Source organism: Planctomycetia bacterium (genome assembly GCA_021413845.1).
Taxonomy (GTDB): domain Bacteria; phylum Planctomycetota; class Planctomycetia; order Pirellulales; family PNKZ01; genus PNKZ01.
Genome location: JAIOPP010000008.1, coordinates 96,906 through 121,318, shown reverse-complemented (window position 1 = coordinate 121,318; position 24,413 = coordinate 96,906). Strand labels below are relative to the sequence as shown.

The window sequence follows — 24,413 nt, the reverse complement described above, 5'->3', positions numbered from 1 at the left end:
GGTAAATATCAAAGCAACACAACCGTTCGAATTCGGCCGAGCGTCGCGATCCGTTCGTTACGGATCGACGCTGTTTGCCTCGGCCTCGAACTGCTGCAACATCTCGGGGAGTGCCAAGCGACCGCGGGCATACTTGGCCGCTTCGCTTTCGGCGAACTTCCAGCGGCACCAGTTGTAACGCCGGAATGCCTCGGGAATGCTGTTCCCCATCCGCCAGCTTTCGCCGGCCCAGAACCAAGCGTCGGAGCAGAGCGCGTGGTCGGGGAAGACCTTCGTGAAGTTGTCGAACGCCTTGCCGGCCCGAGTGAAGTCCTTGCCTTTGTAATAGCATTGACCGATACGGAAGGCCATCTGCGGCCCCCACTCGTGACCATCGAAACGCTCGAGGAACTTCTCGCCGACCTGCGCGGCGACTTCGAAGTTTTCACCCTTATAGAAGTAGTCGCTGATCCGAATCATCACGTTGGCGATGAGCGCACTCTTCGGGTACGTGGCGGCGAGCGTCACATAGGCTTCGAGGGCTTGGTCGAAGTCTCCTTGCTCTTCGTAGCATTGAGCAAGCTTGTACTGCGCGTCGGGAGCCAGCGTGCTGTCCGGATACTGCTTCACGATCAATTGGTAGTTGTCGATCGCTTCATCGAAGTCCTTCAACTCTTGGGCGAACTGGCCCAAGAGGTAAGCGATGCGAGCGATGTACTTCGGATTCGGATAATCTTCCATCACTTCGCGCAACACGCGACGACCGGCTTCGAGGTCGGTGCGTTGCTCCCCCTTGCGCTCGAGCTTTTGATGGCTCTTGAAGAGCTCGAAGTAGCTCTCGGCGACGTGGAACTGCGTTTCGACGGCGAGGGTTTCGTCGCCGAAGGTTTTGCTGAACGCGGCGACGAGGCCGTCGGTGCCGACCACGACCGGCAATTCGATCTTCAACGCCAATTCGCCCGACTCCGTGCTCGCGGCCTTGTCGACGTACTCGACCATGACCAAGTCGCCGAAGTAGGCTTCGAGCTGCGCTTCGACCGGCGACGAGTTGCCCGGAGTGGCCTTCTCTTGAGCCTTCAACAAGACGCTGCCGGTGAAGACACCGCTATGCGTCAACGTTTCTTCCAATTCCACTTCTTCACGATCGCCGCGAGCCGTCGTCAGAACGACACGGGCATGATCACGCTGATCGGAAGTATCGAGATCGGCATCGACGATCTTGAGGAACAACTTTTCGCCGACGTGCAGTTGCGTCACGTCTCGTTCATAGTCGCGATCGACGCACGCCAGCGTAGCGTTGGCGATCAGACGTCCCTTGGCGTTGATCAAAGCCGCGGCGGCCTCGGGCTTCAACTCGTCTTTATATTGCGCGTCGATGATGTCCTTACCGGACACGTTGAGAACGCGCGTGACCACGATCTCTTCGCCGGCAGCTTGATCGGCCTCGGCCAGCTTGCCGCCGCCGAGCAGATTGCGCGGCATTCCGGCGACCAGCGGCACGATGTCCGGGCTATCTTTACCGCCGAGTTGCAGGATGACCTGCCCGATGAAGCGACCTTCTTCGATCGTCTTACGGCTGAAGCCGCCCAAGGTCGTGCTCGGATCGCGAGCGACGACGCACTCGACTTCGATCGCCGCACCGGCCGGGGTCGTAAGCTTGACCAAGGTCTTGCTCCGACTATCGCGAGCCGCATCCGGATCGATGACTTCGATCGTCAACGGGGCCTCGAAGGCAACCGTCGAGACCGGGACATCGGTCATCGGCAGATAGGTGATGCGCGGCGGAGCGGCACTCCCTACCGGCGGACGAATTACGCGCGTTTCGACGATCCGGATCTTCGCAGCGCTCGGCTCGGCGATGTAAACCGTCGCCTCGCGAGGAACCGCGTGACCGGGGAACGTGTTCTGCAAGTCGGTGTAGCTGCAGACGACCCGATCGCCGACCTTGACGGTCAGCTTGCCTTCCGCAGGCGTAGCGCTGGTGTCGACTTCCTTCGTGAAAACGCCCGGACGTTGTTCGATTTCTTGAGCGACCAACTCGAGCGGCGTGCCGTCGTTCACCGAGACTTGGAACTTCAACTGGTCGAGACCGGCCGTGATGTCGAGATCGTAGTCGGTGATTTCGACGACGACCCGTTGGCCCGGATCGATACGGACGAGCTCCTTGCGGATCTCTTGCATCGCCCCGTTGCTCTGCCGTTCGAAGTCGTAAGCGATCGACGTCGTCTCGGCGTTGTAATACGTCGCGGTCAACGAGGCCGAAAGAAGCTGGCTGCGACCGGTGCCGGCTTGCGTCATTTCGTCGGCATAAGAAGCCGTGACTTTGTCGCCTGCGGCGATTTCGAGCACATCGTTTACGGCGAGCGACAAGACGTCGGCCGCGGTCGGGATGTGTTGCGCCTTCACTTGCGAATCGCCGATGATGAAATTATTCACCGCCACCGCTTCGCCCAAGTATTCGCGAATCATAAAGCGAACGTGCCGCGCCGCGATCGGAGCGAACTTCGCCTCCCAACGACCTTCTTTAATTTCCAACGTCGCCGGAGCGCGAAGCTGAGCCGGTTGGGCTTCAAGACGCGCCAGGTCGAAATCGGCAGCCGTGAACGGCAGCATGTCCAATCGCAAGGCCGAATGGTCTTCGCGGGCGATCGTCGCGCCGGCGAGCGGTGCGTTGTTGTTCGTCGCTGCGAAGATCGTCAGATCGTGCGTCCCCTTCTCAAGCCAAACGTCGACGAATCGATTCCCGTCGCCCGGCAGCAGCTCCAAGCGACCGTCGATCGAAAACGCAGTGCGATTCCCTTGGATGGCGATGCGCGCCGCGCCGTCCCGTTGTTGCACGAGCTTGCCGTGCCAAACCGCCGCGTGCGGACGTTGACGAATGGCGTCTCCTTCCGAGGTGTTCGGAGCGGTGTAGCTGATGTCGTTGACCGTGGTTTGCTCCGTCGGCTTTTGATTCTTCATCAAAGCGACGATCTGTTCCCAAGTCGTCAGGTTCGTGTAGTTGCCTTCGAACACGCTGCGGGTCATCTTGCCGTACGACTCGGCGACCTTCGGCGCCGGGGCTTGCGGAGGTTGCGAAGCGATGCGGAACCAGAAGCGACCGTCGTTGCTCACTTCGATATCGCCCCGAACAGCGAATTGTTGATCGGGCTTAGGCGAGCTGATCGTCACGTGATCGACGATCTTCAGATCTTTCATGTCGATGCTGAGCATCTTCGGCGTCGCGCCATCCGGCTCGCTGAGCCAGAACGTGGCCGGATCTTTGTCGATCGCCATCAGAGGGCTGTGTTCGATCGAGGTGTCGCTCGCCACGGCACCGGCAGGCAGATCGCCGGTCATCGCCGTTGCTTCGAAGATGCCCGTGTGCGGACCGGTCTCCATCAGCTTGGCTTGAACTTGGTCGCCGCTCGTGGCAACCAACTTCACCGTGATCGAGTCCGGCTTTTCCGTGAGGTCGCGGTCGGCATCTTGCACTCGCATATAAACCGGATTGCCCGGCTTGATTTGATTCTTCGGACGATCGGCGGCCGTGCTACCGCGGCTTCGATCACGTTCGCGCGCTTCACGCTCGAGCTTCTCGCTGAACGATTCCTCGCGCTCGTCGATGATCTTGCTGCCGGCGACTTCGAAGCGTGCGTCGGCCGCGATGTGGATCTCGGCATCGGAAAGCGGAACGCTCTTGAACTCGGCCTTGAACTCGGCCGGATAATCGCACTTGATGACGTCGAGGCCCGACAGTTGAAGAACCTTGTCGTTCTTCGCCACGGTGCCGAGACGGGTTTCGAGATCGGCACGGAACAGGCCTTTGCCTGCGCCGCCGCTATAGAGAAAGATCGTCTCTTCATCCCCACCGGGGATGGTCGTCACGCGGACCGGAATCCGAGCGTGGCCGCGGCTGATGCCCAGGTCGGAGTCTTGCACGACGATCGCGAGCGCGGTGCCCGGGGCGTGCCAACGTTGGCTGGTTCGGCCGAGGCGACCGACCGTGCGGAGCAGTTCGAGCTGGTCGATGTACCGCTCTTCGGCACCATAGACTTCGGCGAGATTGAAGAGGGCTTGGTTCGCCAACTCGACGCTCGGTACCCGATCGAGCACCGCCTTGAAGATGTCGCGGGCTTCATCACGGTCGCCGCGGCGATTGGCGAGCACGCCGCGAAGGAATTCGGCGCGAATGACGACGTCGCGTTCCTTGCTGTTGACGAGCTTCTCGAACACCAATTCGGCTTGGTCGTAGACCTTTTGAGCCATGTAGCTTTCACCGATGCCGAACTGCGCTTCGATGGCTTGCGGCGTCGACGGCCAACGGTTGACGACCGTCGAGAACTCGCTGCGAGCGACGTCGTAGCGCTGGCTCTTGAAGAAGTTCTTCGCGAGCAGCAGCTGCACGCTCGCCTTGGTCGGATCGTCGATATCTTTCGACTCGCCGTTCTTGATCAACCAGCCTCGAAGGATGTCTTCGGCCCGGTCGTGGTTCGCGTCGCCGCCGGCGGCGATGTGGCTTTCGCAAACGAACAGGATCAGGTCGATCGGCATCTGGGCCCGATTCTCATCGAACAGGGCTTTGTTGGCCGAGTAGCTCTCGAAGGCCAAGCGATCATCGCCGAGTCGCAAGTACAAAGCGGCTTGCAACAGCGGAGCGATCGGGCTCGATTCGTCGATCGACAGACCGGCGGCACCCATGCGAGCGTAGCTTTGACCGACGAGATCGCGGCCGGTTTGACGACGCGTTACCTCGACGCTGCTCATGTTCGCCATCATGCCGGTCACGAGCGTGGCGGCGGCGGGATAGTCCTTACGAATCATCGCCGCTTGGGCGTAGGTCATCAGGTAGTCCCATTCGTGGCTCGCGTTGCCGGCGATCGACGTCGCGGCTTGATAAGCGAGCAGGCGATCCATCGGCTTCATCGCATCTTGGGGCGCGAGTTCCAAGAGCAGCAAACGAGCGGAAGCTTGCGACGTAGTCAACTGCATGTCGCGCACGACGGCGGCGACACGTTGTTTCTTAGCGAGGTCGGCATCTTTATCCGTGCGCACCATTTCGAGGAATTGCTGCGGCACCGAGTCGTCGAGGCCCCAAGGTCGGTTCGCGCGATCGTTCTGCAACGCGCGGCTATCGCGCAAGACTTGCTCGAAGCCGGCGATGTCGTTCGTCTTGTAAAGTTCCATCGCCAACCAGCCGGCGTATTGGCCGTGGTAGTCCGATTTGCGAGTCAACACATCGCGGAGAACTGCGATCCGGGCCGCAACTTCCGTCGGCGGAAGCTTTAGGTACATCCGCTCGACGCAGTTGCGCGCTTCGTACGTGTTCGGGGCCGTGTCCAAGCATTTCTTCAACAGGGCCATCGCTTCGGTAGGCATGCCGTTGCGATCCATTACGTCGGCGATGACCGACGCGTTCCCCATCTCAGGGCCGAACTTCAGTTGCGCCTTCGTGATCCAATCGAACGACGCTTTGACGAGCGCGGCGTCTTTGTTCTTATCGGCGACGATGAACAAGCGGCGCCAAGTGTCGGAGTTATTGCCCGTCGGCTCCAACTTCAACAACGCCAAGGCTGCTTCCTTGCCGACTTCCGGCGTGCCGTAGTCGCTTGCCACTTCCAGGTATGCGACGGCGATCAGGTAGTCGGTCGGGAAGCGCTTCGCGGCCTTGCCGTAGAGTTCGATCCCCTTCATCCGCATTTCGGCGGCGGCTTGATAGCGGTAGCTTTCCGCTTGTTGCACGACGACTTGGCGAGCTTGAGCGTCGTTGAGCTTCTCGAACTCACCGGCGGCGAGCAGCTTGGCCCGACCTTCTTGCGCCGTGCGCACGGTCGGCGATTCGGAAGCGACCCAGGCCAGCGCGAGCGGAGTCTGATCGGCCTTATCGATCGCGTCCTTCACTTGCGCCGCACGGGCCTTGAGATCCTTGTTGTTGCGGTTCTGCTGAGCCCAGGTCGGGAGGAACGTGCGGTACAACGACAAGTTCAGATTTTCTTCACGCGACTTCAACGCCAGTTGCAGCTCGGCCGTGAACGCTTGATCGTTCTCGGCGTTGTTCAACAACCAGACGAGCGCTTCGTTCGAGTAGTGATTGCTCGACGGCGACTTCGCGAGCATGTCGCGGAGGATTTGCTTCGTCTTCGTCGGGTCCTTGATCAAGTCGCGATAAACGGTGAACGCTAAGACATAGCGTAGATATGGATCGTTGATCGGGTTCTTTCCGATCGCTTGCAGGAGAAGTTGCTCCGTTTCCGGGTACTTCGGCGCGTCGGTGACGTTCTTCACCCAATCATGCGTGTTGTACTGCACGAATAGTGCGGCGACGCTGTTCGACGACGGGTCTTCCAGCAACAATTCCTTGAGAAGCTGCACGGCGCGAGTGTAGTTCTTCACCCGGATATAAGCCGCCGGCAAATACGACTTCAACACGAACCGATCGGTCGCGAACGGGTATTTATTGATGTATTCATCGATGAGCGGTTGCATTTGCTCCGGCGGAGCGCTGGCCGAGGCGAGTTCGACGATCAGCCGCGAAAGCGATTCGCGATTATCGACCAGCGTGCGAGCCTTGCGATAGTTTTCGGCGGCGTTGGCGCGCTGACCTAAGCTGATGTCGTTTTGCGCCAAGAGCGTATGCATGTAGGCGCGAATGGCCGGATCGGCCGGAAGATTCTTCTTCAAGAGCTTCGAGCCGACGGCGTTGCTCTTGGCATAATCGGCGATCCGCTGCCAGTTGATGACCGCATCCAACCCGAAGCGGGTGGCGAACTCCGGGGCGGCGACTTTGTCGGCAACCGACTCGGCCAAGATCGCGGCCTTGGTGAAGCCGTCTTTGTTGTTCATGCCGTTGTAATAGCCGAAGGCCCGCAACGCAGCTTCGCGGCCGACGAAGGTATCGCCCAGGCGGCGCCACACGGCATCGAGAGCTTCGGCGGCGCGCGGCCGATCGTCGACTTGTTCCAACGTCGTAGCGAGGACCTGCTCGATGCGAGGGCAGGCCGGATCTTCCGGATAGCGCTGCAAGAATTGCCGCGCGAGAGTGATGATTTCTTTGTTGCGCGAGGTCGCGAGCAAGCCGTCGATCAGCTTGAGCATCACGTCCTTATGCTTCGGATGCGAAGAAAAGCCGGTGACGAACGTCTGCCCGACACGGATGATGCCGAACACGCGCCCTTCGGCGTAGTACGCATCGATCAACTCCACCATCAACGCCGCCGCTTCCGGCGACGTGTCGCGCAGCTTCGATAAGCTGCCTTCCATCTGCCGGATGCGCGGGTCTTCCACCGCGGCAGGCGGAGGAGTCGGCGCGGCGGCGGCCGGGGCGGGGGTTTGAGCCTTCGCCGAATTCGCGAAAGCGGTTACGAGAACAAGCAACGTTCCTATCAAACTTCGCATGGCGAACTTCCTAGCGATGAATACGAATTCGGCGAACTTGGGCGGTAAAACGACTCTCAGAGCGAACCAACGGCAATTAGAAACCGGCCTTAGCGAGCGCTTCGGTGATGTTCTTCGCATCGCCGGCCAGCGGGCTCTCCGGGAACTCGGCGATCAATTGATCGAACTGCTTGCGAGCTTCGGCCTTCCGTTCCATTCGGTACAAGCAGCGACCGTAGTTGAACAGAATGACGTCGAGGAACTTCGCATCCGGATGATCGGCCAACACCGTCTCGAAGATATCGACGGCACGGGCATAATCTTTTTGCTGATAATAGTAGTTCGCCATCTTGGCGACCGCTTCCCCGACGCGACCGCTCTCCGGGAAGGCATCGAAGACACGCTTGTATTCTTGGAACGCACGATCGAAGAGCGGTGCCGCAGAAGCCGGAGTAGCGGCGGCGGCGGTCGCCATCGACTCGTAACATTCCGCGATGCCGAACTGGGCTTCACCGCGCAGCTGGCTCGTCTGCATGTTCACGAGTTGCGTGTAGAGACCGATGGCCCGTTGCAAGTTGCCTTGCTTGCGGACGACGTCGGCCATTTGCAAGAGAGCGTCGTCGACGAAGCCGGAGCCCGGGAACTCACGTTGCAATCGTTGGCACATGGCCGCGGCCAGTTCCAACTTGTCCATTTCGTAGTAGATCTGCCAGAGTTGCACGTAGGTGTCTTCGAGCAAGCGACCACCCAAAGCACGAGCGTCGACCATGATGTCTTCGCACACGGCGAGGGCTTGTTCGTACTTGCCCGTCGCATTGGTCTTCAAGCCGAACTCTTTGTAGCGGTTGCCGATGTTCGTCAGCGCGCTGGCGGTTTTCAATTGCGTTTGAATCCGCAGCTCTTGATCGGAAATCTGGGCGCGAGTCACGCGGACGCCGCCGAGGTTGCCTTCGATCACCTTGGCTTGCACGTTCACGAGCAGCGGGCCTTCGCCCGTATGGCGTTCGTCGTTGTAGGTCAATTGCAGCACGTCGCCCGGCAGAGCTTGCAGCAACGCATCCCCTTCGACCGGCAGTTCGGCTTTCGCCAGTTCGATCGTCGCGCGGAACACGCCCGAATGGATCGTGCCGTCGTCGACCGGCGGAGCGGGCTCGACCGACTTCTCGACAGCCGGCTTCGCCTTCACCGTCGGATCTGCGGAAGCCGCTTCCCCCTTCTCATTTTTCTCACTCTTCGCAGCGTCGGCCTTAGGAGCATCGGCCGGAGCGGCAGTTGCCGGGGTTGCGGTTGCCGGAGCAGCGGCATTCGGAGCAGCCGTCGTAGCCGGAGTCGTCGGCGAAGCGGCCGGGGTGGCATTCGCAGCGGCAGGATCCGCCGGTTTGGCCGGAGCCTTCTTCGGAGATTCCGGAGTTTTACCTTCCTCTTCACTCTTCGGCAACATCGGCAAGTCGTGCTTCACCTTCGCTTCGGTGAAGACCACCTCGATGCGATCGATCCGCTTGAAGCGGTTCACTTCGGGTGCCGGCTCGGTAGCAGTGGCCGCGGGGGCTTTCGCCGCATCGGCTTCCAATTCTTCCGGAGTCTTTTCACGCAGGATGTCGACGAACGCCTTGAGCGTATCGGCGGCATCGGTCTTGTCGAAATCGGCGTCGGTGATTTGCAGGTTAACCGACTTCTCCAACACGACGCCCCGCAGGGTTTCGCTGAAAGCTCCGTCCGTGATCTGAGCGATGGCGTTGCCGACGACCGGAATTTGTTTTTCTCGCGGACGATTGAACAACTTGTCGCCGGTGTGCTCGTCGAGGTACGTGACCTTGATCATTTCGTCGCCGCGCACTTCCAACCGATCGTTGCCGATTTGCGGCTTGCCGAGCGACGTAAGAATCGAACCGAGCACGACGCGCACGTTGCGTCCGACGGCGAAGCAATCGATTTGTTCTTTATCGCCGGAGACCGATTCCAATTGCACGCGTACGGCCCGACCGACTTCCAACGCGGCGAGGTCCGCGTCGTCGATCTTGATGAACAGGCGCTTGCCGGCTTCGACTTTTTCCAAACGACCGGCCCCGCCCGACATCGTCGTGCCGACCTTCTCTAAGGCGTCGATCGCGCGGCTGAAGTGGCCGAGTTGGAAGTGGCCGAGGCCGATGTAGTAGTAAGCTTGATTGACTTGCGGGCTCACCGGGAACTTCTCGACGACATCGCGCATCACGGTGAAGCACTTGCCGTAGTTGCGAGCTTCGTAGAAGCAGATGCCGAGATTGAGCGTGGCTTCGGCCCGTTGTTCTTCTTCCGGATTCTCTTCGCGCGAGGCGGCTTCGAAGTGGATGCGAGCCCGATCGAAGGCCCGTTCGCGCTTGAGCAGGTAATCGCCTAAGCGCATGTGCGCGGTGAAGCGAATCTTGCTGCGCGGATAGCGCTCGATCACCGATTCCCAAACTTCGAGGGCCTTCGAGAATTCGTCGGCATCGAAACGAGCGTCGCCCGCCTCGACCAACTTAACGGCGGCCCGATCTTCGACGAGCGAACCGCGGACGGCGGGCTCGGTTCCGGCGGGAGCAGCCGCGGGAGCTTGGCCGTGGACCAAGGCACCGGCGAAGACCGAACAGAGGGTGAACGATGCGGCGACAACCGACATCGACAATCCGAAAACATTTCGTCGCATGGCGAGTCTTTCAGCAACCGAAAAAAGCAAGGACGTAAAAAAGCGATTGAACCTAGCGCTACGATCGTGCGAAGCCCGTGAAGGCGAACTCTTTCGATGGCGATGCTAAGGCGGGAGGACGATCCGGCGGGAAGCGGCCGACATACGCCTAAGGCGCACCGGCCGAGCAGGAAGCTATTCCACGTTAATCGCGAATCGCACAACACTCAAGTGTTCGTTGCGCACAAATCGCAATTCGTATTCGAAAGCTTCCCGACGAGAGACGAACGCAGCAAGAACCAAACACAGCCCATCAGCGAACCGCAGTCGTCCGACGCAGGCCGCTCCGCGGGCCACGTGAGACGTCATCGGCGCGAGCCTCGTGCTCGTGCATGCGTGGAGAATGCTTATGCGTTCGTGTCGTCACGATCGAACGCAAAAGACCGTCTAAAAAACCGCGGGGCAGACATATTGATCTGCCCCGCGGGATTTTATGCTTTCGCGAAAGTTGCCGTAAACCGGCGACTAGGCGAACAATTCCATGACCGGCTTGCCGCCATCGATCAACTTCAACGGACGTTGAAGCGGAGTGATGACTTCCTTATTGCCGTCGATACCCAACGCGTGGCAGACGCTCGCGTGGAGATCGGCAACCTGGACCGGACGATCCTTCGGGAGGTAACCATCGGCATCGGACGATCCGATGACGGTTCCACCCTTGATGCCGCCACCCGCCATGAAGCAGGTGAACACACCCGCATGGTGATCGCGACCGGCGTCTTTATTGATCTTCGGCGTACGACCGAACTCGCTCATCATGATAATCAGCGTCTTCGAGAGCATGCCCGAAGCGGCGAGATCGGAAACGAGCGACGCGAGGGCCGGGTCCATCACTTCGCCGTGGGCCTGCATGGCCGGGAAGGCGTTGTAGTGGACGTCGAAACCACCGCGGTTGACTTGCACGAAGCGAACGCCCTTCTCCACCAAGCGGCGAGCGAGCAAGCAGCCGCGACCGAATTCGGTACGGCCGTAGCGATCGCGCGTGGCGTCGGATTCTTTTTCCAACTCGAAGGCTTCAAGCGCCGGGCTTTGCATCAAGCGAACGGCTTCCTTCGTCGCGGTTTGCGTGGCGTCGAATTCCGCACTCGGCGAGCGGCTGACGAACTTTGCATTAACGCGTTCGAGGGCTTCCAAGCGCTTGTGACCACGCATGGCCGCAACGCCTTCCGGGAAAGCCAAGTACGGGTCTTTTTCGCCGGGGCGACCGACGAAGAAGGCTTCGCACTTTTGACCGAGGTAGCCCGAGCGGGTTCCTTGGCCGGAGATCGACACGAACGAAGGAAGGTCGCCGATTTGCGACATTTCGTGCGTGACGACGTTGCCGAGGCCCGGGTGTTGGAGGTTCGGGAAGGTGTTGTAGCTGGTTTGCAGCTGGTACGTCGCACGACCGTGATCGCCGTTGGTGCCGGCGATCGAGCGAATCAGAGCGGCGTGGTGCATCTGCTTCGAGAGCTGCGGAAGAATTTCCGAGATCTGAACGCCGGAGGCCGACGTCGCGATCGGCGAGAAGTCGCCTTGCGTCGGACGACCCGGCTTCGGATCGAAGGTGTCGATATGGCTCATACCGCCGCCGTTCCAGAACAGAATGACGTGCTCGGCCGTGGCCTTGCGATCGGTGCCTGCCCGGGCAATTAAGCTGCGGACGTTCAAACCGAGCAACGTGCCGGCGCTTGCGCCCAGCATGGCTCGACGACTAACGGCGTATCCGCGACAACCTGACGACATTAATGAACTCCTTCGCGACGGAATGAAGACGGGGCTTGATCTAGGAAAGTATTACTAAGACTTGTCTTTACGGAATGAAACGGAATTCGTGACTGTTGAACAACACCCAACGGAGGTCAGACATACCTTCGAGCGGCGTCGGCGATTCAGTCAGAACGGCACGAGCATCGGTCAACTCATCCTTCGACGGCTCGCGAGTAAAAGCTTCGCGATAGGTCAACCGGATCGCGGCATCGAGATCGGCCTTCGGACCGGTGAGCAGGCCATAGACCGGCTCCAACTTACCGACGCGCGAAGCTTCGTGCGTCATCTTACCGTTGAGCATCATCAAGGCCTGACGCATCGACGGCGTGTGATCGCGGTGATCGCCCAAGACGTCGCGGGCCGGCTGGCCGAACACTCGCAAGAAGTGAGCCGGTGGTGCCGGGCTCGGCATCCGCATGGCGCTGGCGAACTTCGGATTGTCGTCGATTTCTCGCTCGACGACCTTGTCGACGTACTTACGTCGCAGAGCGCGAGCTTCCATCATCTGACGGGCTTCCATATCTTCGTTCGAGATCGCCATCATCTCGACCTTCGGCTCATCTTTTTTAGCCATGGCGAGCACTTCCTTGAAGTCGACTTCGATTGCCGATTCAAGATCGTAGCTGGTGCCGCCCGCACCGCCGCCGGCCATTCCGGCACCCATGCCCGCGCCACCTGCGGCACCGGTCAACGAGGCGACCGGAGCGCTGATGGTGCCGTCGAGACTGACGGCCACTTGGATGATTTCGCGAATCGTCTTCTTGTTTTCGCCCGGAGCATGCTTCACCTCGAACAAGTGACCGGCGGTCACAATGCTGTCGAACATCATTTCGGCAGCCATCCGGCGAGCAGGCATGGCGGTGAACGCTTCTTCGGCAGCCTTACGTTGCTGCGTCTCGAGGCCGTACACATGGTCCCGTTGATAAGCGTCGCTGGAGACGATCAACGAGACTAAGTTGCGAATGTCGTATCCGCCAGCGACGAACTCATCGGCCAAGAAGTCCAACGTCTTTTCGTGCGACGGGGAATTGGCTTCGCTGAAATCATCGATCGGCTCGACGATGCCGCGACCCATCAAGTGAGCCCAAGCACGATTTACGAAGGCTCGCGAGAAGTAACGATTTCGCGGGCTCGTTACCAAGTCGGCCAACTCTTGCCGCAACTGGCTTTGCGTATACAAGTCTTTTTCGACTTGAAGATTGCGAGCTTGTTGCTTCGCTTCATTCGTAACATCGAAGGTCTCGGCCGTTTTCGCGGAACTCGTCCCGGCCTTCTTCGAGGCGGCGGCGAACAAGTCGTCGACGGAGAGATCCTTTTGCGACGACGCTTTTACTTTCGCTTCTTCGATCGCCTTACGGAGCGAAGTCAAACGCATCACGTGCTTCGGTTCCGGCTGCTCGGCTTCGAGCGCGAACGGGAAGTTCGGAATCATCGCCTTACGCTTGTCTTCCGGGGCCAAACCTTCCGGCGGCCACTTGACGTTCGTTTCTTTGTTTTCGATGGCGAAGATCGCCTTGGTCAATTCGCTTTCGCGGCGGCCCGTCTTACCGAAGTAAGCGGCCATACCGTAGAACTGCTCACGCTTCCACACGTCGAACGGATGATCGTGGCACTGAGCGCACGCGATGCGCACGCCCATGAACACCTGAGCGGTCGTGCCGGCCAAAGCCATCGGATCGGCATTGTCGCCGAGCACGAAACCCACTTCAGGCACCTTACCCGCGCGGCCCGTCGCGACGATCAACTGGCGACAGAGGGTGTCGTAAGGCATTCCTTCTTGAACCGACTTGTGAACAAACGCTTGCATCGCCGCGCCGCCGTCGGCACCGGAACGAACGCGAAGCATGTCGGCAAGGAACACGGTCCAACGATCGGCGAAGCCTTCGTGCTTCAGGAGCTTCGTGATCAAAAGATTGCGGCGCTCGGCAACCGGCCAAGCTTCGTATTCGCTGATTTCAGCGAGGGTCGGAATCCGACCGATCATGTCGACCGAAAGCCGACGCAAGAAAGCCAAGTCGTCAACCTTCCCGGCGGTCGTCACTTTGCGCGACGCGTTTTCGCCGTTCAAGATCGAATCGAGTGGAGTTTCGGCATGTGCCGAAGCCACCGCGAGGGAGAATACACAGCCCAAGACCAGGCGAACCGACCAACAGTGAACTGTTGCCACGTCGTTAATCTCCTCGAGCACCGAGAAACTGCAAGTTAGTTAGATTTATCGTCGCTTGAAACGCTGCGATCGAATTCTGCCGGCGGGATACTTCAGGTGGGCGGACTTCAGCAGTCGTGAAGCAAGGCTTCCGAGCGCAAACGGATCGTTCGAGCGAAAGTGAATCTTGATCTGTTTGCGCAGCCAAGTAAAGCGATAAGAAAATGGATTCCCAGACTTTGCTCAGCACGCTGTATTGTCCGGCCGGGCGAAAGGGTTACGCGGACGAGAACAAAGTTTTCATCTTTTTTGATAGCAATCGGAACAAAAACCGTCCGCTTTCGCCCTAAAGCGATAAATGAAAGCGATTTAAGGAAAAATTCGCCCGCCCCCGGCTTCGGTCGACCCACCGGGTGGGTCGCAACAGTCGCTCCGGCAGTGCAGCCTGAGCCTGTCAACTCCCCAACCGCGTCGGCCGCGACACGCCTGAAAGCGGAAGCCGGCCCGCTGCCGTTGCCGGCAACTAGCTTTTCGCCGATTGGGTGACCATAAATACCAACCTGAGAACCGGCTCGCCCACGACGGCCGGCAACGCCGCGCAAAACACGCCCCTCGCCGCCGCGGGTAGACTCGCGCTCGCTCGTTCCTCTCGCCTCCTCCCTCCTTCCGAAAGCACCTCGCAATATGCACCCCGATCTGAATGCTTCGCCGGAGTCGCAGAACCTCAACGCTTCACAACTCCCTCCGACCGCCACGCGCCGAGACCTATTGAGAGCCGCCGGTGGAGCGAGCCTCGCCGCGCTCGGCCTCGCCGCCGGCGGAGCGCCGGTCGCCGGCGCCGACCCGAAAGCCGCGAGCTCGCCGGCCGCTGCTACTCCGTTCCCGACATCGCATCACCCGACTCCCGGCAAGACCTTCCGCATCGGCGTCGTCTCCGCAGCCATCAAAGGCAAACCCCAAAAACTCAACGGCCACACTTGGCACTTCGCCAACGGCATGCATCCGGAGTGCGACCTCGCCGCCATCAAGAAGTTCAAAGATCCCGGCAGCGCGAAGATCTTCGAGACCTACTTCCGCAACCCGCGCACGAACTTCGACACCGTGCCGTTTCCCGATACGCGCATCACCTGCGTCTACGATGCCGACCCGACGGCGCAAGAAATGTATTGCCAGGCGTTCCCCGGCGTGAAGATCGTCAAGACGTTGGAAGACATGATGCCGCAAGTCGACGCGATCTTTATGGGCGACGCCTCCGGCTACGGCGAAGACCACTACGACCTCGTCGCTCCCGGCCTGGAAGCCGGCAAGCCGACCTTCTGCGACAAGCCGATCGGCGGCACCATCGCCGGAACGCGCAAGATTCTCGAACTCGCGAAGAGCCGCAAGACGCCTCTCATGTCGTCGAGCCTCTACCGCCATCAATGGGGCACCGAACAAGCGCTGCGCTATCGCGACTCGAAAGAATTCGGCGAGATGACATTCGCAATGTGCAGCCAAGCCGGCGGCCACAACACCGATCGCTGGCTCGTCTACGGTCAGCATCCGACTTGGATGATCATGACGCTCTGCGGCCCGGGCGTGAAGGCCGTGAACATGATCGAGCATGGCGACATGTGCCATGTGATGCTCACGTACGAAAATCGCGCCCCGGCCGAGATCTGGTGCGGCCGGCCCGACATGACCCATCGCTATTGCCATACGCAGGTCCATTTCCAAACGCAGGAAAAGGGCTTCTACCAATGGACCCCGGCGATCGACGGCGAGTACTGGCTCGGCCACCACTACCAAATGATGCGCCTGCAAAACGCCTTCGTCGGCATGTGCCGCACCGGCATCGAACCAGTGCCGCACCAAGAGATTCTCGAAGTCACGGCGATCGTCCACGCGGCGCTAAAATCGCGCGACGAAAAGAGCCGCTTCGTAGAGCTTGCCGAAGTGCTGGGCTAAGCCGAGGCGGGTGGGGTGCCGTCAGGGACACGGTTTTACGCGCTAAGCTCCAAATTCCAAAAGACAAATTACAAACGAGTTCCAAGGGAAACGAAATTCCAAACGCGGAAGCGCAAGCTTTTGTTTGTGATTTGAGTTTTGCTTTTTGTTTGGAATTTGTCTTTTGTGATTTCCGGAAAACGGGGGCCTCACGGCACCCCGCTCGCCTCAAAGGCGCTACTTCGCCGCGGCCGGCTTGATCTCCACGATCGCGTCGAACAGTTCGCCGTAGCGGCGGCCGTCGCGGGTGATGTCGAAGGCGATCATGCGCGTGCCGGCCGGTGCTTCGGCGCCGGCTCGCACGCGGATTTTGAATTCGCTGCGCGACTCCGGCGCAAGCGTTCCTTCCCACGTCTTCGGCTCGATCGTGAGCCCGGGCGGCGCGTGCATCTCGATCTTCCGCGACTCGGGCCGATTCAAGAAGTTCCGCAGATGCACGGTCAGCTCGACCGCTTCGCCGCCGGCGATCGCGGTCGAGCGATACGGCTGCGCGCGGACCCAAAACGGATCGAAGCCGTAGCGATAATCTTCCTCGCGAATCAACTCGCGAAAGGCATCGCGCATCGCGTACGACCACTTCCGATAGCGCTCGATAAACGCCGCCGGCTCGGGCATCACGTACGAGTGTCCGCCGAGCAGCAAGTCGGGCTTACTTCGGGAAAGGTACTCCGCACCGAGAATATATCCTTCGTCGAGGATCGCGCTGTTGTGACACACGACCGCTTCGTGACCCGTCTGCACCGGGTCGCTCGGGTCGCCGAAGATGTTGTCGCCGGTGAACACGATCCGCTTCCCGTCGACCACGCCTTGCACGCCGAGCGCAAACTCCGTTTGGCCGGGCATCCAATCGATCGTGAACTCGCACCCTTCCCACTTCAACGCCTCGCCGTCCTTAAACAACCGATCGAACTTCACGCCGTCGATTCCCTTGCCGTACGCTTGGATCGGCGCAGCGTAGTCGAACCATTCGGGATGCGCGCAGACGTCGGCCATGCGCTCGAGCGCCCAAATCTGCGCACCCCACTTCTCTCTGAGTTGCGGGGCTTGCAGAAAGTGGTCGCCGTGCATGTGCGTCGGAATGATCGCGTCGATCCCCTTCAAGCCGAGATGTTCGCGCATCCCGACGATCGCCCGATCGAGCACTTCGGGCTTGATGAGCCCGCAATCGATCGCGAGCGCCCGGCCGCTATCGGCGATGATGAGATAGAAGTTCGGATAGTAATCGGGCCCGCGAAACTTGTAGACGTGCGGCGACACTTGCCACACGTGCGGCACCCTCGTCGGTCGTGAAAGCGGGTCTTGCGACGAGCCGGCGAACGTCGACACGCCGTAGCCGCGCAGATAGAGCTTCTCGAACTTGTGCAGCCGCTTGCGATATTCCGTGAGCTGCGCTTGCGGGTCGCGAATCGCAGGGCCGTGCGAGGGGAGCAGCCACAGCGGATCGTATCCGGCGACTTGCGCGGCGGAGTTCGAGAGGGCCCATATTCCGGCTGCGAAACCGTAGTCCCATTCGGAGTCGAACCAATTGTTGAGCTTCGCGCCTTCCAGCATCACGTCGCCGCTGAAGGCCGCCCAGCGATCGCCGAACTTCACCAAATACGACATCGCGCCGGGACTACTGCCGCGCGTGTCGATGCACCAAAATTCATTGCCGTGCCAAGTGAAGGTGTCCATCTTCTCGAAGGCTTGGTCGATCGCGATCGGCACGATCGGCGGGCGGACGTAGCTCGCGCCGTGGATCGTGTAGGCATCTTGCAGACGGACCTGCATCTTGCGGAAGTCGGTCGGCTTCTCGAAGAGGGCCCGCTCGGCAGCCGGCGCGCCGATCTTCGCCCCGGTGCCGGCCAAGCGAGGCGCGCCTTGGCATTGCTCCCGATGATGATGCGTGAACAAAACCCATTCGACTCGCTTCACGCCGATCTCCGGCAAATGCTCGAGCACCGAACCGTCGCCGAGATCGATCAGAAGCGCGGAGTCCCCATCGCGCACGACCCAGACGTTGCAGGTGTCGGTCCAGAGATAGACGTTCGGCAAGGCCTTCGCATCGGGCTGCGTGAAACCTGCGGCGGACGCCGAGGCCACATGTCCCAACATAGCGACGATAAAAACGACGAAGCGATGGCACGAACAACATTTGAGCTTCGAATCAAACCATTCTTGCATTTGATGCCGCATAGTTTCATGCGTCGCTACGCGACGCACCTTGTTGATTGTCGTTTCGTTTCCGGGGACTAAAGTCCCCGGCTACCAGCAAGCGGTCGCTACGCGACCATCGTCTCGTAGCCACACCAAGCCCTGCAAGCCGGTCTCGCCGCATACAAGCAGTCGCATAGCGACGACCCGATGGTAGCCGTGGGTTTCAATCCACGGATCCGTATTGCCATTAGCAGCCGCGATCTTACTTCACCACCGGCGCGGTTTGCTCCGCCGTGATGACGCCCGGCGGCAGCTCCATGATCCGGATCTTGCGGAAGTGGATTTCGGCCCCTTCCGATTCCAGGCAGAGATAGCCTTTGCGCATCGACGACTGGCTCACGCCATTGACGAACTTGCCGTTCACCGACAGCTTCACGGTGCCGTCGACGCACACGACCACGTATTCATTCCACTCTCCCTTTCCCTTGCAACGATTCTCGATCGACTTGCTGCGCGTGCCGCGCGGGTTGTCGGGGGTCGTCGTCAGACCGTTCGCGCCGAAGAGTTCGCCGTGCACGTACGCGATCGGCGGGAGCGAGCCGTCTTTCAGCTTGTGCTGGTTCACCCAGTCGAGCTCGAGCATTTGGATCTCCATCCCCTTCGGCAACTGCCGGCCGGCCGGCACGGAACCTTCGCTCCATGCGAACACGCCCGAGTTGCCGCCGGCTTGCATGTGGCGCCATTCGACGTTCAGGAGGAAGTTTTCATACTGCTTATCCGAACGCATCACGCCGATCGGCAGACCCTTGCAGACTAAGAGCCCGTCCTTCACGCTCCACGTTTCCGGGCTCGTATTCACATCGACCCAACCGGTGAGATCTTTGCCGTTGAACAAGTCGCGCCACGGGAGCAACTCATCGGCCTTCGCGACGGAACTACCGCAGAGCAGCGCTAGGCAAACAAAGAACGAATGTCGAAGCATGATGAACTCTCGTTGATCGCGAAAAGGTGAAAGGAACGTCGCTCGATCGCAAGCTCGCCTACTTCAACTCCTTAATCCGGATGCGGCGATACTCCATCTGCCCGCGGTCGGCTTCGAGCCCGATCGGCCCGGTCGCCGGAAGCTCCGGCGGCGTCTTCGACGGTTGCTTCGGGAACTCGAGCGGCTCGCCGTTGCAGGTGCAGGTGGCGATGTTCCCCTTCACGATCACTTCGAGCTCGTTCCAATCTTGCGGCTTATACTTCTTCAGTTCCTTGTAGGGCCCGGCGACGAGATAGTCGCGGCATTGCAACTGCGGCTTGCGAACGAACACGCCGCTGTCGGCATTCACGCCGGCGCGGAACTCGAGCTTGAGATGAAAATCGTGTGGGAACTCGCGCACGGTCCACAACTGCGCCAGCCCCTTGCCCGGGTTCACGACGATCTTCCCATCGCGGGCCGTATAGCGACCATCGTCGGCACTGGGCTTGCCGTCGAAGGGCGCGCCGCCGGCGTAGTGCCAGCCGGTGAGGTCGGGACCGTTCAAGAGTTCGTAGCCCGGTTCGAGCGTGAAGACTTTGTCCGTTTGAAACGGCGACGCCGGCAGCCCGGCTTTGTTCCAAAGGTTGACGTCGGGCGTATTCGTCCAACCATAGCGGACCACGACCGGCGCGGCGACCGATTCGCTCGCGACCGTGATCGTGTCTCCTTGGATCTTGGCTATCGCAGGCACGAAGTTGCCGTCGGCGCCGGCGATCGCGAAGCCGCGCAATTCGCCGTCCTTCGCCACGAGCCCTCCGCCGAGATGCTTGAACGTGAGGGTCGCTTGGTTGCCGTTGACCGTGATCGTGTCGTAGGTCGGGCCGGAGTATTCGATCGGTTCGCCGTATGCCAGCGCTCGCGCCGCGATCGCCAGCCGCTGACCGATGGGTTGTTTATTCGTCGGATGAATATCGCCGGCGTTGCCGACGTCGATCGTGACGGCCATCGCCGTGTTCTGCGTCGTTTCCGTCGTGATGCGTTGCGCCTCGCGCACCTCGGGCGACATCTGATCGTGCGGCGTGATCTGTACGAACAAAAACGGGAAGTCCCCTTGTCCCCAAGCCCTGCGCCAGCCGGTGATCATCGCAGGGAACAACGTTTGGTATTCCTTGCCGCGGTGCGAATTGGATTCTCCCTGATACCAAATCACACCTCGAATCGCATACGGAATGAACGGCGCGATCGAGCCGTTGTAGAGCAACGTCGGGCTGTTGATGTTCGTGGAAGGGTCGACCGGCGGGGCCGGTTTTCGCGGCTCCGGCTTCCCTTCGGCTTTCGCCTTGGCGACCGCTTCCGCATACTCTTTCATGACCTTGGGTTCGTTCGTTTGATACTTCGCCAAGTTCTCGGGATGCCAACCGAGATGCTGCAGATACTTGTCCAAGAGCGGCTTCAACGTGGGGTTCGATTCCAGATCGCCGCGCGAAGTCCAGGCCTCGGCAACCGTTCCACCGACGGACGACTTGATGAGCCCGACCGGCACACCGAGCTTCTTACGAAGCTCAAGCCCGAAGAAGTAGGCGACCCCGGAAAACGCGCCGGCGTTCTCTTTTGAGTCGATGGCCCAACCACCGCCGATCGAGTCGCTCGGTTCGACGGCGACCCGAGCCTGCGCGTTGAACAGCCGCAGCTGCGCGTCGCCGGCGGCCTCGGCGGCCTTGAGGCCGTTGTTGCTGCCGAAGAGTTTGAAACCCATATTCGATTGACCGCTGCAAAGCCACACTTCGCCGACGAGGATGTCTTTGCGTGCGACGACTTCCGCACCCTGCTCGTCCTTCACGACCAAGGTGCGGCTCTCGGCCGAGGCCGACAGCGGCGCGAGCTTCACTTGCCAACGCCCGTCCTTATCGACCGTGGCCGGCAACGATTGCCCTGCGAACTCGACCGTGAGCTTCTCACCCGGCGTTCCTTTGCCCCACACCGGCACGACGAGCTCACGCTGCAGCACGGCATGATCGGTGAACACGCTCGCGAGCGTCGGCTTATCGCCGGCTTTTAAAACTTCGGCCTTCGCAGGCTCGGCGGCGACGAGCGACGAAGTTGAGATCGCGAAGGGAAGAACCAGCGCGAGCGACAGCGGCAGCGAGAAGGCGATTCTCATCGGTGGGCCTTGGGGAGGAGGGACGAGTGCGGAAGCGGAGGTCGACGAAGTCGCGGCGACCAGCGGGAGCGTCCGCTAGTGTCACGTCCCCCCTTGCGTAATTCAAGCGCCGAATTCAAGCGGCGGCAAACGCCCCGCTCGTCGAACTGTTAGTAGCAGGCACGTTCCACGTGCCGTCAGCCACGAGCGCCGCCGGGATCGCTCAGCCGTATCGCTCCGCCGCATCGAGCCCCCTCTTCGGCGAGCGGGGGATTCTTCGCGCGCTCCGGAATGCGCGGCCATGCCGCTGGTGGTTACGGCACGTGGAACGTGCCTATTACTTTAGAGAACGCTTCGCGCAGTTCGAGGTCGCTTGGTCGGGTAACGCGAGCCACTTGCTCGCCGTCGCGCAGAAAAATGAGGGTCGGCCAGAGCTTCACTGCAAACGATCTTCCGAGCGGTTTCCCCCGGCCATCCTCGATCTTGAGGTGCCGCACCTGCGGCGCGGCGGTAAGAAGTTCCTTTAGTGCCGGTTGCACCGCTTGGCAATGCGGGCACCATTCGGCTCCGAACTCGACGACAATCGAGCCCCCCAGCCCGTCGAGCGCCTCACGGGTCGGCTCGGGCATGCTCTCTGCCATGTACGTCATATCCACATTCCTTACTTTGAGTGCCGAGAACGCCGGCCCGGGCGAAATTGAAGACTTTCCGCTCGCCGTATCGCCGACATTTATTCTAGGAGAAGGTCTATTCCGGAAAACCATCTAAGAAAGTGAGTGCAGATAGCAGCCGGCATGCGGTCATTCGCACTGAAATAGACTTGTTTTCCCCCTCTTAAACAACATAAACTAGCGCTGATAGATTTTTCCTACCCCAGACTCGGCGCATCCCTCTGCGCCCACCCTGCCGCTCGCCTCCCTCCTGCCTCGCCGATTGAGATCGCCCATGCCTTCCGTCGTCGAACTTCGCCGTCTCGCCATGCGCTTCCGTCGCATGCTATCGGTCGGCACTCCCAACACCCTCGCTATGCTTTGCGGTGTCGTGGCCTTGCTTGCGACCTCGCACATCGAAGCCGCCTTGCCGAACGCTCCGGTTGCTCGTCGCTTCAACTTCGAAAACGACATCACTCCCATCCTGTCGCGCTACTCCTGCAACTACTCCGGTTGCCATGGGAAAGCCGAAGGCCAGAACGGCTTTAAGCTCAGCGTCTTCGGTTTCGATGCGCAGGCCGACTACGACGCCCTCTCGAAAGAAGGTCGTGGTCGCAGGCTCTTCCTCGCCGATCCCGACAAGAGCCTTCTGCTCACGAAAGCCAGCGGCGCCGTGCCTCACGGCGGCGGCGTGCGCATCCCGGTCGGATCGCGGGAGTATAAGGTGCTTCGCGATTGGATCGCGGCCGGCATCCCGTTCGGCACTTCGGACGATCCTAAAGTCGCCTCGATTCGGCTCGAGCCTAAGGAGCGCCTGCTCGAGCCGCGCGCTAAGCAACCGTTGCGGGTCGTCGTTCGCTATACCGACGGCCGCGAAGAAGACGTCACCGAGCTGGCCCGCTACCAATCGAACAACGAGGCGGTCGCGACGGTCGACGAAGCCGGCGTGGTCTCGATCGGCGACGTGCCGGGCCAAGCCGCCGTGATGGCCGCTTACAACGGACAGGTCGACGTCTTCTCGGCGCTGGTGCCGCAAGCCCCGCTGCCGCAAAGCAGCGCAACCAAACCATCGGCCAATAATTTCATCGACGAGCTCGTCAATGCGAAGCTTCAACGGCTGAACATCTCGGCGGCCGGCAACTGCGACGACGCCACCTATCTGCGCCGCATCACGCTCGACCTGATCGGCACGTTGCCGACCGCGGAAGAAGCCCGACTGTTCCTCGCCGACACACGTCCCGATAAGCGAGCCCGTTGGGTCGAGGAATTGTTCGAGCGGCCGGAGTTCGCCGACTTCTGGGCTCTCCAGTGGTCCGACTTGCTGCGGGTCGATCGAGAAACGCTCGGCCACAAGCCGGCGCACGATTACTACGAGTGGATCCGCTCCAGCTTCGCCGACAACAAACCGTTCGATCAATTCGCGCGCGAGTTGCTGACCGCCGACGGCCCGTTGGCCGAACAGCCGCAAGGGGCGTTCTACCAAGTCGTCAAACGTCCGGGCGATCGGGCCAGCACCGTGTCGCAAGTGTTTCTCGGGATGCGTATCGCGTGCGCGGACTGCCACCACCATCCGCACGATCGCTGGAGCCAAACCGACTATTACGGCATGACGGCGTACTTCGCGCAGCTCACACAGAAGCCGACGCCGCGCGGCCTTGCACTCGCCGCCCGCGGCAACCCCGAGACGAAGCACCCGCGCACGGGTGAAGTTGTTCCGGCGCACGCGCTCGGCGAGCCTCTGCCGCTCGTCGAATCGAAGGCCGACGCCGCAACGCCTGCCGCTCCCGTCGACCCGCTCGTCGCGCAAGCCAAGGCCGCGAAGCTGCTGGAAGACCGCCGCGTCGGGCTCGCCGACTGGATGACGAAGCGCGACAACCCTTGGTTCGCCCGCAACTTATCGAACCGCCTCTGGGCTCACTTCCTCGGCCGAGGACTCGTCGAGCCGGTCGACGACGTCCGGGCGACGAACCCGCCGAGCAATCCGGAACTTCTCGCCGCGCTGGCCGAGCACCTGTCGAGCCATCAGTTCGACGTGCGCCAACTGATGCGCGTCATCATCGCTTCGGCCACCTATCAACGTTCGACCGAACCGAGCGCCGGCAACGAGCGCGACGAGCAGAACTACTCGCGGGCTCTCTTCAAACGGATGCCGGCCGAAGTGCTGCTCGACGCCGTTTGTCAGACGACCGGTGTCCCCGAGAAATTCGCCGGCACTCCGCAAGGAAGCCGAGCCATCCAGCTTTGGGATAGCCGCGCAGCGCACTACTTCCTCCGCATCTTCGGCCGCCCGTTGCGAGCTACCGCTTGCTCGTGCGAACGGAGCGTCGCTCCGAATGTGTCGCAAGTATTGCACCTGATGAACTCTCCGGAGATCGAGCAGAAGCTCGACCACGCCGGCGGCCGGATCAAGCACCTCGTCGCTACGATCAGCGACGACAAGCAACTGGTCGACGAGCTCTACCTGACCTTCTATGCCCGCTACCCCAGCGAAGACGAACGCCGTGCGGCTCTCGACTTCTTCCGTCGGCCGAACGTCAAGCGGCAAGAGTCGGTCGAAGATCTCGCTTGGAGTTTGCTGAACACGCTCGAATTTACTTTCAACCATTGAT

10 protein-coding genes are annotated in these 24,413 nt (G+C 60.7%); 2 read left to right on the top strand and 8 right to left on the bottom strand.

The genetic code is table 11. The features are described from left to right. Window positions 1-57: 57 nt before the first annotated feature. From K8U03_01865 to K8U03_01850, 4 genes are all read right to left on the bottom strand, one after another. Entirely contained in the window at window positions 58-7,353 is a 7,296-nt protein-coding gene (locus K8U03_01865; GenBank protein ID MCE9603630.1) for a tetratricopeptide repeat protein, read from the bottom strand. A gap of 76 nt (window positions 7,354-7,429) precedes the next feature. Then, complete coding sequence (locus tag K8U03_01860) at window positions 7,430-9,970, bottom strand: tetratricopeptide repeat protein (GenBank protein ID MCE9603629.1); 2,541 nt, start codon at window positions 9,968-9,970, stop codon at window positions 7,430-7,432. A gap of 531 nt (window positions 9,971-10,501) precedes the next feature. Then, a complete protein-coding gene (locus tag K8U03_01855; GenBank protein MCE9603628.1) occupies window positions 10,502-11,761 on the bottom strand; it encodes a DUF1501 domain-containing protein in 1,260 nt (419 codons plus the stop codon). Between the two features lie 67 nt (window positions 11,762-11,828). Continuing rightward, the gene (locus tag K8U03_01850; GenBank protein MCE9603627.1) at window positions 11,829-13,952 is read right to left on the bottom strand and encodes a DUF1549 and DUF1553 domain-containing protein; all 2,124 of its coding nucleotides are present in this window, start codon (window positions 13,950-13,952) and stop codon (window positions 11,829-11,831) included. A 663-nt stretch (window positions 13,953-14,615) separates the two neighbouring features. Between K8U03_01850 and K8U03_01845 the strand changes: the two genes are divergently transcribed. Further along, on the top strand, window positions 14,616-15,878 hold the full coding sequence (locus K8U03_01845; GenBank protein MCE9603626.1) for a Gfo/Idh/MocA family oxidoreductase: 1,263 nt from the start codon (window positions 14,616-14,618) through the stop codon (window positions 15,876-15,878). A 216-nt stretch (window positions 15,879-16,094) separates the two neighbouring features. On the opposite strand, the gene K8U03_01840 is transcribed toward K8U03_01845, so the two are convergent. The 4 genes from K8U03_01840 to K8U03_01825 all read right to left on the bottom strand — a co-directional run bounded on the left by K8U03_01840 (window position 16,095) and on the right by K8U03_01825 (window position 21,783). Then, the gene (locus K8U03_01840) at window positions 16,095-18,011 is read right to left on the bottom strand and encodes an MBL fold metallo-hydrolase (GenBank protein ID MCE9603625.1); all 1,917 of its coding nucleotides are present in this window, start codon (window positions 18,009-18,011) and stop codon (window positions 16,095-16,097) included. Window positions 18,012-18,315: 304 nt separating this feature from the next. After that, window positions 18,316-19,035, bottom strand: coding sequence for a DUF1080 domain-containing protein (locus K8U03_01835; GenBank protein MCE9603624.1), 720 nt, complete (start codon window positions 19,033-19,035; stop codon window positions 18,316-18,318). Window positions 19,036-19,093: 58 nt separating this feature from the next. Then, a complete protein-coding gene (locus tag K8U03_01830) occupies window positions 19,094-21,175 on the bottom strand; it encodes a DUF1080 domain-containing protein (protein ID MCE9603623.1) in 2,082 nt (693 codons plus the stop codon). Window positions 21,176-21,468: 293 nt separating this feature from the next. Next, window positions 21,469-21,783 carry a thioredoxin family protein gene (locus K8U03_01825; GenBank protein ID MCE9603622.1) on the bottom strand — a complete coding sequence of 105 codons (315 nt, stop codon included), beginning with the start codon at window positions 21,781-21,783 and terminating at the stop codon, window positions 21,469-21,471. Between the two features lie 316 nt (window positions 21,784-22,099). Between K8U03_01825 and K8U03_01820 the strand changes: the two genes are divergently transcribed. Next, window positions 22,100-24,412 carry a DUF1549 and DUF1553 domain-containing protein gene (locus K8U03_01820; protein ID MCE9603621.1) on the top strand — a complete coding sequence of 771 codons (2,313 nt, stop codon included), beginning with the start codon at window positions 22,100-22,102 and terminating at the stop codon, window positions 24,410-24,412. Window position 24,413 lies beyond the last annotated feature (1 nt).